A 13,190-nucleotide genomic window follows, 5' to 3' on the forward strand; every position below is an offset into this window, starting at 1 on the left:
GTGTCAATGAGACAGCTTAAGAAATTATTATTAATTGAAAATATGTTGATTGGACTTGGCTCAATTTGTATAGGAATTCTCATTGGACTCGTATTTTCTAAACTAGTTTTATTGATAAGCGCAAGTGTATTAATGATTAGTAATGGTTTGCCTTTTTATATACCAGTGCAGGCTGTATTATTAACAGTTATCACATTTCTTTTATTATTTTTAATTGTTTCGCTCGTTACATTTAAAATGATAAAAGTAACAGAACTTGTGGAACTTATACAAGCAGAGGAAAAGCCAAAGCCAGAACCGAAAGCATCAATTTTATTATCGCTACTTTCTTTAATTAGTATAGGGTATGGATATTTTTCAGTATTTCGCTTTATCCCAAGTACTAATTTTATTACGCTTGGAATAGGGGTGCTCCTAGTAATTATAGGAACGTACTTTTTATATACACAGTGTAGCGTTTATATATTGCACCTTGCGAAAAGGAGAGAATCTTTCTTTTTAAAGAGAACAAATATATTAACATTTTCTGAATTAATTTACCGTATGAAAGATAATGCAACSATGTTTTTTATAGTATCTATTGTTTCAGCAGTTGCATTTACAGCGATTGGTACAACAGCTGCAATTGGAAATAGGGATTTGGTAAGGATGACAAATCCGTATACATTTTTGTATGGAAGTTTTGAAAACGACAAAGTATTAAATAAAAATCTTTCTATTATAAAAAAACACCTTTCTGATGCTAATATTCCGTATCGAATGGCTTCATCTTCATATATATACACGGAAAATGGTGTAGATGTAATGAAGTTAAGTGAATATAACGATCTTGCTAAAGCACTAGGCTATCAACAAGAAACAATAGAAAAAGAAGATGAAATTTTATTAATTCCTGGAGTCGTATCACAAAAACAAGAATTTAAAAATGGCGAGTATAAAAAGAATATAGAAGTCATTCAAGGAGATTGGACAAAGACATTTCATGTGAAAAAAGCTGTAGAAAATTTAGTTTTACCACATGATTCTAGAACTATTTATATCGCTGTTAAAGATCAGGTATATGATGGAATCCCTCTTACTAGTGACCCAGTTAATAAAGACATTCCATATCGTACTTACGGATTTGTTGTAGACGATTGGATGAAAACGAAGGGAATTTCAAACGAATTAATTAGTAGATTTGAGAAAGATACTAGAGTAGGTAATTTTCAATTTCGGGCTTTAACTATAGATTTGTTAAGTGCAAAGCAAACGAATGGATTATTACTTATGGCAAGTGTTTTAGTCGGAATCGTCTTCTTCACATTCGCTGCTAGTTTTATTTATTTCCGATTATATACTGATTTAGATCGCGATCAACAGCAATATAAAATGATTTCGAAAATGGGGTTAAGTAAACGAGAATTAAAAAAAATTGTAACGAGACAGTTATTATTAATGTTCTTCTTACCGATTGTTGTTGCAGTGATTCATACTGTAGTCGCTTATACGGCATTACAGCAATTAGTCGATTTTTCTATAATTAATAGCTCTATCGTTATTTTAATTTCATTTATATGTATACAAGTATTATATTTCTTTATAACCCGTTGGCGTTACCTGCAAAAGCTTTATAAGGTTATGGAGCAATAGAGTTTATTAGCTTGTAAGACTACATTAAAGTATGTGGAAAAAATGAACTGTATGATGAAAGGAAACGCGATGAAAAGAACTTTAACTATTTTTATGTTAACGATACTACTATTAATAAGTTTTAGTGCATGTTCTAAAAAGGAGAATCCATTTCCTGCAAACGGTTTATTAATCATTGGAAATGAAAATAAAATTTCACCAATTATTAATCGTTATCAAGAAATTACGAAAGAAAATGAAGTGTTTTCTGTGAAAACAGGTACTTATGGAAACGGACAAGTATTAATTTTAAATGAGTCTACAGCACAAGCATTGATTAAAGAAAAAGTTTTTCGTAAACGAGATAATGGCTCCAATTATATTATAGATACGTTACCGAAATTCCCAAAAGAAGGTTCGCTGTTGTTTACACATGAAGACGAAAAGGATATGAAAAGTATTGAATTAGAAGGAAAAGAGATTCCAGTTTCATACGATAGTGACGCTTGGATAGGTAACACTCGTAAATATCCAACGCAATGGTATGTGATTGTAGCACAAAATAGTGTGTATAAAGAAATAAAGGTAAATGAAACGAAAATGCACCTTCTTCATCTGAAAAAATCTTTAGGAGATGAAAAACCTAAAATGTCGACAGATAATACATTGGTTAATGAAAATGTCAAAGTAACAAGGCTAATCAAAGGTTTGGAAGGAGAAGTATCTTTTCAGTTTGTAACGATTGAAGAAAAATCTTAAAAAAGAGTTCAAGGTTGATAAAGTTTCTATCAACCTTGAACTCTTTTTAGTTATAGACCCTTCAGATAACATAGTTTACATGACTTCATTTAATCGAGTCTCGCTCGTTTCTTCAATCGCATTTGAATGTTGAACCGAACCATTTTGAGATTCCTTTTCTTTACGAAATTTCTGTAACATTTCTAAAATCATCCATAAAGGTACACCTTTGTCTTTTAGCATTTTCCATAAGTCTAATTCGCTAAATTTATGATCCGCTTGTTTCATTTCTTGTTCAGATGTACGAATATCAAATTTGATTAGATCATTAGATTTCTTATCTTTATGCTTAGTAGAAGAGATAGTATTATGCTCAAGATTAGATGGGGTTATTTTAGAAGGTTGAGCTAATGTATGAATTTTTAATCCGACTTGCATGCTTTTTTCCTCCTTTTCAAGCAATGAAATTAGTTTTCTTATGATTTTTAAATCCATTTAACATGAGGAAACTATATTTAATTATAAATTCAAATAATCAGATTTACAAGTTGTGTTATGAAAAGTAAATGCTTACTAGAATAAATATTTATCAACATTTGTATATGTTTTCTATATATACAACGTATATAAAATACTTTACATTATGTTTAAGTTGCAAACTAAGTTTGTATTTTTTTTCAAAGATAAATGTAAACGTTTTATTGAGGGGGAGAAAGTATGGGGAAATTATTTTTAAAAGTATGTTTTTTCGCATTAGTGACTGTTTGTTCATTCGCAGCGAAAACAACATACGCTGAAGAGAGACAACAAAATAATTATCCTATCATTTTAGTGAATGGATTTGCTGGATGGGGTAGAGAGGAAATGCTAGGGGTAAAATATTGGGGTGGTGTTCATGATATACAAGAAGATTTAAAAAGAAATGGTTATACAGTACATACTGCAGCTGTTGGACCAGTTTCTAGTAACTGGGATCGTGCATGTGAATTATATGCGCAAATTAACGGTGGAATAGTAGACTACGGTGCGGCACATGCTGAGAAACATGGACATAATCGTTTTGGTAGAACTTATAGTGGATTTGCACCGAATTGGAGTGAAACAAATAAAGTTCATTTAGTTGGGCATAGCATGGGTGGACAAACGACAAGAACATTAGTGCAATTATTAAAAGAAGGAAGTTATGAAGAAAAAGATTATGTGAAAAATCATCCGAACACAAAGATATCACCACTATTTGAAGGTGGCAAATCGTATGTTCATAGTGTTACAACTTTAGCAACTCCTCATAACGGTACAACACTCGCGGACGGAAGTCTTCTGTTGCCGTTCGTTAAAGATTTACTCATTACAGCTGCAAGTTTAGGTGGAAACAATAATTTATCATTATATGATTTTAAATTGGATCAATGGGGTATAAAAAAGAATGCCGGAGAGTCCTTTTTCCAATATACTGATCGTATTTTAAATAGTTCAATTTGGGAAAATACAAAAGATATAAGTCAATGGGATTTAAGTACTGATGGAGCAAAGGAGTTAAATAATTGGGTAAAGACGCAATCGGATGTATATTACTTATCTTATAGTGGACATGCATCGCAAGCAGCACCAATAACAGGTTTACATTTACCTCATATAACGATGAATAAAGTGTTAATGGGTAATGCATTTTTCTTAGGTTCCTATGCAAGATATGAAGAGAATCGAACATTAATAGATACTTCTTGGTGGCAAAATGACGGTGTAGTAAATACAAATTCTATGATTGCACCTTCATCTAATATTGCTGCAAATGATAATGAGTCTTTACAGGTTGGAAAATGGAATCATATCGAAACGAAAGCAAATTGGGACCATCTTGATATGGTAGGATTAAGCGTTTCAGACACGTTAGGTTTTTCTAATATTCAAGAGTTTTATAGAACAATTGCAGAAAAATTATCACGGTTACCGAAATAGATAATAATAAAGCGCTCTCGATGGAATTCGAGGGCGCTTTATATTATATTGAAAGAGGGATTTGGCAAAAAAAACATGGGGTGATCTTATGAAAATTCAAGTTGTATTATCGGGGTATGGGACAGTTGGTAAAGAATTTATTAAATTATTAAACGAAAAATATTTATATATAAATGAAACATATGGAATTGACTTAGTTGTTAGTGGAGTGATAGGAAGAAATATTGCAATATATAACGGGAAAGGTTTGCAGATTAATGATTTATTGACGTATGGTGATGGTTCTGCTGCAATTGAAAAATATATCGAACATTATCCAGAGGAACGCGGAACGATTAATATAAATGGTACTGTATTGGTTGAATCAACTGCTACAAATCTTAAAAATGGAAATCCAGGGAAACAGTATATGAAACAAGCTATTGAAAATCAAATGGATATAGTAGCTATTTCAAAAGGTGCACTTGTTACAGCTTGGAGTGAACTGAATACGGCAGCACGCATTTCAGGCTCACGCATTCGATATAGCGGTGCAACTGCCGCTGCGTTACCGACATTAGACATTGGACAACTAAGTTTAGCGGGTTGCCATATTGAAAAAATAGAAGGAATATTGAACGGGACAACAAATTATATTCTTACAAAGATGCATGAAGAATATAAGACGTTTGAAGAAGCATTGCAAGAAGCACAAAATAAAGGAATTGCGGAGACTAACCCGTTATTAGATATAAGCGGGATGGATAGCGCTTGTAAATTATTACTTTTGACGAATAGTTTAATGGGAAACGATTATTCACTCAAAGATATAAAAATAAACGGAATAGAGCACGTTACAACGCAACAAATTCAAAATGCAAAGGAACAAAATAAATCAATTAAATTAATTGCATCAGCATATAAAGATGATAATGGAAAAGTAAACCTTAGTGTACAACCTTGTAATTTAGAGAAAGAACATCCGTTAGCAAATATAAATGGCACGGAAAAAGGAATTACGTTCTTTACAGATACAATGGGACAAGTCACTACAATTGGTGGAGCTTCTAATCCACGCGGAGCTGCAGCTGCTGCTTTAAAAGATGTAATCAATTTATATCGAAATGATTTATAGGCTTTATAACCGTACCGCTATTAATAAAAAATACATATGTAGTGGACCTTTTGAGAATGAAATAAATATGTAAAAATAATTGCAGGGGGTAAGAAATTGTTTAAAGATTTTAAAGTTGTAAAAGATCGTCCCGTTTATATTCAATTAAAGGATTATTTAAAAAAGATGATTATGAAAGGGCATTTGTTGGGGGACCAAAAAATCCCATCAACAAGGGAACTGAGTGAATTATTATCAGTGAGCAGAAATACAGTACTCTCTGCATATGCGGATTTAGAACAAGAAGGACTCATTTATGCAGTTAAAGGAAAAGGAAATTTCGTTGCGAAGGTGGATATAAGTAACACCTCGTCTGTTGAAATAGATTGGAAAAATAAACTTAATACAGTTACCACATTAGCGGATGAATTAGACTTAATGAAGCATGGAGTTCGCTGGGAAAAAGGAATGATTGTTTTTAATAGTATAGCCCCGGACGAAAAGCTATTTGATGTTGAAAATTTCAAAAGAGCTTTTCTTACTCGTATGTCCATTGAAGGGGATATCGTATTGAACTACGGATATGCAAAAGGTTATAGACCGTTAATTAATTATTTACTTCATTACATGGAAATGAAAGGTGTAGATATTTCGAACAAAGATATTCTAATTACAAATGGATTTACAGAAGGATTAGATATTGTGTTATCTTCTTTATCGAAGAAATCAGGGCGTGTTATTTGTGAGAACCCAACTCACCATGCTGCATTGAAGCTTTTTCGTTTACATGGACTTGAAGTTCATGGAATTAATATGAATGATGATGGTATTGATACGAATGAAGTAGAAAAAAGTTTGCGTGAAAAGGATTTTGATTTCGCGTATTTAATCCCTTCTTATCATAATCCGACTGGTATTGTTACGAGTTCGGAGAAAAGAACGGAATTGATGAGGTTATTTTCAAAATACAAGATCCCTATTATAGAGGATGGGTTTAATGAAGAATTACGTTATTCGGGTTCACATTTATCGCCATTATTAACTTTTGCAGGGGCTGGTAATAATGTGATTTATATTAGTAGCTTTTCAAAGGTACTTTTCCCTGGTTTACGTGTAGGTTGGATCATTGCAGATAAAGAACTGATACATTATTTAGAAAGTGTTAAAAGAGCCAGAACCATTCACACATCTACGTTAGATCAAGCTGTTCTGTTTCAATATTTACATGAAGGATATTTTGAAAAATATTTAAAAAAAGCAAGATCTGTTTATAAGAAAAAATATGAGTTAGCTGTTGGGGCGTGTAATCAGTACATTCCGTTTAAAAGAATGACTGGAGACGGTGGACTTCATTTGTTTATAGAGTTGGAAGAAAAAATTCAAGCCCGCACACTTTTACAAAAGTGTTATGAGAAAGGAGTTACGTTTTCTCCTGGAGATGTTTTTTACTCTGATGGAGGAGGAGCGAACACATTCCGATTAGGATTTTCACGTTTGAAAGAACAGGAAATTGTTAGCGGGATTCAAATAATTGGTGAAACTTTAAAAAATGAAACTTGGAGTTGAGAAAATGAGAATTGGCGTTATTATGGGAGGAGTATCCTCTGAAAAACAAGTATCAATTATGACTGGGAATGAAATGATTGCACATTTAGATAAGAGTAAATATGAAATCGTTCCAATTACGTTAAATGAAAAAATGGATTTAATTGAAAAAGCGAAAGACATTGATTTTGCATTGCTAGCATTACACGGAAAATACGGAGAAGATGGTACGGTTCAAGGGACGCTTGAGAGTTTAGGTATTCCATATAGCGGCAGTAATATGTTATCTAGCGGTATATGTATGGATAAAAATATTTCGAAAAAGATTTTGCGTTATGAAGGAGTAGAAACACCAGATTGGATTGAACTTACAAAAATGGAGGATCTAAAGCTTGAGGAGTTAGATAAATTAGGCTTTCCGTTAGTGGTAAAACCAAACTCTGGCGGCTCAAGTGTTGGAGTTAAGATTGTCTATGATAAAAATGAATTAATCTCTATGCTAGAAACTGTATTCGAATGGGATTCTGAAGTAGTAATTGAGAAGTATATAAAAGGTGACGAGATTACATGTTCAATTTTTGATGGGCAACAGTTACCTATCATTTCGATTCGACATGCTGCTGTGTTCTTTGACTATAATGCAAAATATGATGATACTAGTACAGTTGAAGAAGTTATTGAACTTCCAGCTGAAATAAAGGAACGTGTAAATAAAGCGTCACTGGCTTGTTATAAAGCATTAAAATGTAGTGTTTATGCAAGGGTTGATATGATGGTGAAGGAAGGAATTCCATATGTAATGGAAGTTAATACATTACCAGGGATGACACAATCAAGTTTACTGCCAAAAAGTGCGGAAGCAGCGGGAATTAATTATAGCAAACTATTAGATATGATAATTGAAACTTCATTAAAAGTAAGGAAAGAAGAAGGTTTTTAAGGTAGTTATATAATTAATTCTTTTGACAGTTCCACGAATTATGCTATGATAATTACAATACGACAACTAAATATTTATCCACTAGGGGGGCCTTTTATAGGCTGAGATCAGATGAAATTTTGAGACTCTTAGTACCTGATCTGGTTAATGCCAGCGTAGGGAAGTGGGAAAGACGTTGCTATTTAACGAATAAATACTGTCAATTTCACTTTCTTTACGCCTGTAAAGAAAGTTTTTTTATTTTACAGCTTTAATAATTGTGGATAAATACGTATATTTTTTACATTATTTGGAGGGATTTGAATGACTTTTTCACAATCATTACGTAAAGAAGTAGATTCAATTTGGGAAGCAAGTTTTAACCATCCTTTTGTAAAAAAACTAGGCGAAGGAACATTAGATTTAGCTAGTTTTCGATATTATGTGCTTCAAGATTCTTATTATTTGAGTCATTTTGCTAGAGTACAAACGTTAGGTGCTGCAAAGGCTCTTGAATTAGAAACGACAGCTCGTATGGCACACCATGCACAAAATACGTATGAAGCTGAGTTATCATTACATGAGAATTTCGCAAAGAAATTAGGGATTACAAAAGAAGAAAAAGATAATTTTATTCCTGCGCCAACTGCATATGCATATACATCTCATATGTATCGTGCAGCTTATGAAGGGCATTTAGGAGATATTATTGCGGCTATTTTACCTTGTTATTGGTTATATTATGAAATCGGTGAACGATTAAAAGAATGTCAACCAGAAGAGCCAATTTATCAAGAATGGATTTCTGCATATGGATCTGATTGGTTCCGTACTCTAGTAGAAGAGCAAATCACACGATTAGATACGATCGCTGAAAAAGTAACAGAGGCAGACCGTAATCGTATGAGACAACATTTTATTTTTAGTAGTCAATATGAATATTCATTTTGGGAAATGGCATATACATTAGAAAAATGGCCGGTGAATGAAGAAGTTAAAGGTGTTATTTAATTAAGAGTATATAAAAGGTATCGCTATATAAAGAGGCGATACCTTTTATTATATTTAGTTTCTGTAATTTTTTTGTAAATCATAGATAAAAAATATAATAATTCATTATAATGATTTTATAATATAAAGTCCCATAAGGAGGTAGTTATATGTTAATAGTTACTTTATATTAATTTGATTTTAATAATGTTTTATTTAAATAACCAAATGTAATTTAGTTATTTCCTTTAATGTGCTTGGTTAAAATTTGATTCGTTAATGCTTAAAAAATTGGTATCTTTTCTAGTATTATTCATGATCAATATAAATTAAGAGAGGAAGTATTAATAATATGGAAAAATTACAGTTATTAGCATTTAAAAATATAGTAGAACCCCTCTATAATGAGAAAGTATCGTATATTTATTTTCCTATTGAATGGCTTGAGATTGTAGAGATACATTATAGAACATTTTTATTAACGAGCAAATTAAAACTTGTAAATGAAAGATTGTATGAAATGTTTTCTGATATATTATTCATTCAGCATAATCCATATATATTAAAGGAAGATACGCCCTGGATTGTAGCAAAAGAACCAATGAAACAAGAACAGTTAGACTATATTTTCCAAAGCTGGTATGAGGTTATTCATGATTGGAAACCTAATAAATTAATAGATCCACCACATTTAGAATGGCAGTATGATTTAATTAGTAATTTACCAGCATTACATGATAAAAAAACGTTTTCTAAATGGGTACCAGCTCTAATTACTCATATTTTTTGCGAACAGCCTTTACGTATGGAAAATAAAAATGAGGAAGAAATATATTTTTCACCACTGCGATCACAACATGTTTCTGAAGCGATGTCTGAGCCAATTAAAGATGAAGAAACACATGATTATTTCTCTTATGTATATCGGTTTGAATACGTAACTCGTGGAGGTGAGAATATTCCGCTATTAAAAGTATCTGTAGGGATTAGGAGGTTTTATCAACAATATAATCATAAAGATATCCCTATACTTTTAGGGCGAAAGCGGAGCCAAATACTGATTTCAACTCCTGAATTTGAATCAAATAATAAAAAGCAAAGATTTGTAAAGTTAAAAGTACAACAAGCTGTAAAAGGAATAAAGTGGATTAAACGTTTTAGAAATTTAAAAGATGATTATAGGATAGGGGGAGAAGTTAAATTAGAGAACATTCTCCAATGTCCGAAAGAGTATATTAGAGGAACAAAGATAAGAGTGCTTCTTCCATATAACGAAAATATATATAAAGTTCAAGGAACAAAAATAAAATTTGGTATAAAAGTAAGAGAAAAAGAGGAACTTTTTAATGAATTCCAACGAATATGCCCATATTTCACATTACTTCCAGAATGTGAAAATGTATTAACTAATAATGAGAATGAGTTATTACCTTTATTTGCCCCAAAGGGATTAGAATCAATTACGTTAGAAGTATGGTCAGATGATATAGTAATAGAGATAGAACAAGCGTTATTAGATAGCAAAATAGTTTTAGCTCAAAACGGAGATTCCTCCTATGTATTAAATGCAGACAATCCGGTGTTGTTAAAAATAGTAAGATATAACATTAGGAAATTGTTACAAAATCCATATAGAATGCAATATAGCCATAAAAACAAAAAGAAACTAGTAGACGATGTCGTAAAAGCTGTACATGCTACGGCAGGTGAGCAAAATGAAATGAAATTAGCATTAATTGCAATAAAAAGTTGTGATGGTCGCGAAAAAATTAATCCAAAGCAAATTATTCGGGAAGGATTCGCTCAAACGGAACGTATTTCAGCATTTATTAATTTATTTATCGGACAAAGTGTATCTAAAAAAGAAATTATTAAGGCCATTCTTAGTTTGTTAGAACAAAAGGGATTCTTAAAGTGTAGTTGGAATAAGATAAAATTACCGGGGATAATTGTAAATTTATCAATTGAGAAAATGTCTAAATATGATTTCTTACCTATTTTTTCAAAAATAAATGGGAGAGAAATATTATATAAATTATATGGTCAAGAAGAATGGGGCACAATTGATCATACTTTATTAAATATAGGTAATAATAAAGTGTTTTTACCACAACCATCAAAAAGGAATGATATAGGAGTCAGTTTTAAACAATTTATGTCAGAAACATTAGTTGAAATTTCACAAGATGCACATAAACAAAATAAAGAAGTTTATTTTATTGTAGATGCCAATATGAGGAAATATTGGATAGAGGAATTGCAAAATAAAAGMGTTAATATTGGGGTTTCACCTGAAATAATCCCAAATTTTAAAGAGGATATAAACATAATTAGAATTAATACTAACTCAGATGTACCGAACTATATTGTTAGAGACCAAGAACATGTTATGAATGAAACGAGATTATTTGTAGATCAAATGGGAATTTACTATAGCACGGCTGCATACGAATTAGATTGTAATGAGATAGTACAGCAGTACATACTCGAAGTTATCCCGCTTGGTGTAAAATCTGAAGAGAGAGAAGAAATCGCCAAAATGATACATTACATGTGCTGTAAATCAACCTTGCTCTCAGAACAAAATATTCATAATACGTATGTAATGCATATGGCTAAATTAATTAAAAATTATACTACCGATATTGATTCAAGGGAGTTTAAAGAATTCAATGACGAATTAGATGAAGATGTAATAATTTTAGAAAAAGAAGATACATTGATATTAATATAAATAATAGTGTACAAATCCTGCTAGTAATAATGAGCAGGATTTGTCATTTTTTCATGTAAATAAGGCTATCCTTTGTCATGTATCTTTTCTTTTACGTATTTACTTTATTTACATACAGGATTAAGATGTTTTTTAGAAATACAAAAACTACATCATATGGAAAAGCGATTTTTATTAATTGAAAAGAAAATTTGAAAGGAATGGGGAATTGTGAAGAAATTAGATGTATTATTAATGCTACTGAGCGGCCTCTTTCCAATTGCAGGAATGTTAAAGCAAATCCCTCTTGAACAATCTTTATATATTGGAGGACTTTTATTTTTTACTAGTTTCGGTAGTTACTTTGCGAAAAAGATATATTCACGTATATGTAGCTGGATAGCGTATGCACCATTTATAACATTACTGTTAGTTATTTGGAATCAGGATATTTCAATAAGTTCAATAATAGCGAACGCGAAAATCGCCGCTTGCATTGCGTTAATTCCGTGTTTATTCCGGTTTCGTACATACGGGCTTACTTTGGGCTTATTCTCATTATGGGCCGCGTTACTATGGGATATAAAAGAAGTGCAGTCGTTAGTCATACTTGAGCGTATGATGAATTTAATGACAAGCCATTACTTATATATTCTCCTTTTAGTTGGAGGACTTATATTAGGTGGATTACTTGCGATGTTATTACACCGTAAAGAGAAAGACACTAATAAAGAAAATACAAATCTATTTAAACAAAAAAAGAAACGTAAAAGGCTATCATTTAAGGTCCGCTTTCCAAGATTACCGAAATTTAAGATGAAATTATTTAAGTTTGGTGGAAAAGGTTCTAAACGTAAAACGCCAGAAATAATGCATGAGCGTAATAACGAAGAACCAGTTGTAACATATGAAATGGCAGAGCAAATAGATCAATATAAAGAAAGTACTGTTCAAGGACAAACTAGGATGGAACGTCGAAAAAATAGGTATAATGCATAATAAATTTCACTAACCCCTTAATGATTTATCGTAAAATTGATAAATCATTAAGGGGTTTTTTTATGTAATTAAATATAGGTTGCGTATGAAGGATTCATAGCATATTTTAAAGGTAATGATTTAAATAAAATAATGGGAGGACAAAATGCTTATTATTACATATATTTCTGTTTGCATATTATTCTTAGTTAGTTTTTTACATGTTTATTGGGCTTTCGGAGGTAAGTGGGCGACAAATGGTGTCATTCCAACTAAAGCTGGAGAAAAGGCGTTTACACCAGGTACAGGAATGACATTGTTCATTGCGTTATTATTAAGTATGGCAGCAATGATTTTATTACAACAAGCAAATATTGTTCATTCCGCACTTCCCAATGTTTTTGTTCAAATGGGATCCTGGGTTTGTATGGTTGTTTTTTTCATAAGAGTAATTGGTGAGTTTCATTATTTTGGTATCTTTAAACGAAAAAAAGATACGGAGTTTGCTAGAATGGATACTGTTTTATATGTACCACTTTGTGCATTTTTATCTTTATCCTTCTTATTAGCAATAATAACGTGAACATATAACCAGCATTATTTTAATACTTTATTACAAACTAAACTAGGGATTTATACGGCAA

At 31.6% G+C, this 13,190-nt stretch carries 11 protein-coding genes and 1 riboswitch; of the genes, 10 read left to right on the plus strand and 1 reads right to left on the minus strand.

What is annotated here, in order from left to right:
- Together AC1DS7_RS00005 and AC1DS7_RS00010 are read left to right on the plus strand one after the other, a co-directional pair.
- The coding region (locus AC1DS7_RS00005) for an FtsX-like permease family protein (protein ID WP_476998644.1) at window positions 1-1,632 on the plus strand (1,632 nt) is incomplete at its 5' end.
- A 69-nt stretch (window positions 1,633-1,701) separates the two neighbouring features.
- Window positions 1,702-2,370 (plus strand): lipoprotein BA_5634 family protein, encoded by a 669-nt coding sequence (locus tag AC1DS7_RS00010; protein WP_476998645.1) that lies wholly within the window; start codon window positions 1,702-1,704, stop codon window positions 2,368-2,370.
- Between the two features lie 75 nt (window positions 2,371-2,445).
- Here the strand turns inward: AC1DS7_RS00010 and AC1DS7_RS00015 are convergent, their stop codons facing one another.
- Window positions 2,446-2,787, minus strand: a complete 342-nt coding sequence (locus AC1DS7_RS00015) for a DUF3914 domain-containing protein (protein ID WP_002189797.1) — start codon at window positions 2,785-2,787, stop codon at window positions 2,446-2,448.
- Window positions 2,788-3,066: 279 nt separating this feature from the next.
- On the opposite strand from AC1DS7_RS00015, the gene AC1DS7_RS00020 reads away from it, so the two are divergent.
- The 8 genes from AC1DS7_RS00020 to AC1DS7_RS00055 all read left to right on the plus strand — a co-directional run bounded on the left by AC1DS7_RS00020 (window position 3,067) and on the right by AC1DS7_RS00055 (window position 13,129).
- Window positions 3,067-4,308: an esterase/lipase family protein gene (locus AC1DS7_RS00020; protein WP_002127669.1), complete on the plus strand. Its 1,242-nt coding sequence runs from the start codon at window positions 3,067-3,069 to the stop codon at window positions 4,306-4,308.
- An 88-nt stretch (window positions 4,309-4,396) separates the two neighbouring features.
- Window positions 4,397-5,422: a homoserine dehydrogenase gene (locus AC1DS7_RS00025; protein ID WP_061689488.1), complete on the plus strand. Its 1,026-nt coding sequence runs from the start codon at window positions 4,397-4,399 to the stop codon at window positions 5,420-5,422.
- 96 nt (window positions 5,423-5,518) lie between these two features.
- Window positions 5,519-6,967 (plus strand): MocR-like pyridoxine biosynthesis transcription factor PdxR, encoded by a 1,449-nt coding sequence (gene pdxR, locus AC1DS7_RS00030; RefSeq protein WP_002032478.1) that lies wholly within the window; start codon window positions 5,519-5,521, stop codon window positions 6,965-6,967.
- A gap of 4 nt (window positions 6,968-6,971) precedes the next feature.
- Complete coding sequence (gene ddlB, locus AC1DS7_RS00035; protein WP_002013134.1) at window positions 6,972-7,886, plus strand: D-alanine--D-alanine ligase; 915 nt, start codon at window positions 6,972-6,974, stop codon at window positions 7,884-7,886.
- A 73-nt stretch (window positions 7,887-7,959) separates the two neighbouring features.
- Window positions 7,960-8,065: riboswitch (TPP riboswitch) on the plus strand.
- Between the two features lie 124 nt (window positions 8,066-8,189).
- Window positions 8,190-8,876: a thiaminase II gene (gene tenA, locus AC1DS7_RS00040; protein ID WP_002032475.1), complete on the plus strand. Its 687-nt coding sequence runs from the start codon at window positions 8,190-8,192 to the stop codon at window positions 8,874-8,876.
- Between the two features lie 331 nt (window positions 8,877-9,207).
- The gene (locus AC1DS7_RS00045; protein WP_476998646.1) at window positions 9,208-11,589 is read left to right on the plus strand and encodes a pPIWI_RE module domain-containing protein; all 2,382 of its coding nucleotides are present in this window, start codon (window positions 9,208-9,210) and stop codon (window positions 11,587-11,589) included.
- A gap of 210 nt (window positions 11,590-11,799) precedes the next feature.
- Window positions 11,800-12,567 carry a DUF3959 family protein gene (locus AC1DS7_RS00050; RefSeq protein WP_476998647.1) on the plus strand — a complete coding sequence of 256 codons (768 nt, stop codon included), beginning with the start codon at window positions 11,800-11,802 and terminating at the stop codon, window positions 12,565-12,567.
- A gap of 145 nt (window positions 12,568-12,712) precedes the next feature.
- The gene (locus AC1DS7_RS00055) at window positions 12,713-13,129 is read left to right on the plus strand and encodes a DUF3995 domain-containing protein (protein ID WP_476998648.1); all 417 of its coding nucleotides are present in this window, start codon (window positions 12,713-12,715) and stop codon (window positions 13,127-13,129) included.
- The last annotated feature ends 61 nt before the right edge of the window (window positions 13,130-13,190 follow it).

The organism is Bacillus sp. P4_E1 (genome assembly GCF_056401715.1).

Excerpts from the sequence above, each read along its gene's own strand:
- ddlB (WP_002013134.1), top strand. The coding sequence starts at position 6,972 with ATGAGAATTGGCGTTATTATGGGAGGAGTATCCTCTGAAAAACAAGTA.
- AC1DS7_RS00055 (WP_476998648.1), top strand. The coding sequence starts at position 12,713 with ATGCTTATTATTACATATATTTCTGTTTGCATATTATTCTTAGTTAGT.
- tenA (WP_002032475.1), top strand. The coding sequence starts at position 8,190 with ATGACTTTTTCACAATCATTACGTAAAGAAGTAGATTCAATTTGGGAA.
- AC1DS7_RS00025 (WP_061689488.1), top strand. The coding sequence starts at position 4,397 with ATGAAAATTCAAGTTGTATTATCGGGGTATGGGACAGTTGGTAAAGAA.
- AC1DS7_RS00015 (WP_002189797.1), bottom strand. The coding sequence starts at position 2,787 with ATGCAAGTCGGATTAAAAATTCATACATTAGCTCAACCTTCTAAAATA.
- AC1DS7_RS00010 (WP_476998645.1), top strand. The coding sequence starts at position 1,702 with ATGAAAAGAACTTTAACTATTTTTATGTTAACGATACTACTATTAATA.
- AC1DS7_RS00020 (WP_002127669.1), top strand. The coding sequence starts at position 3,067 with ATGGGGAAATTATTTTTAAAAGTATGTTTTTTCGCATTAGTGACTGTT.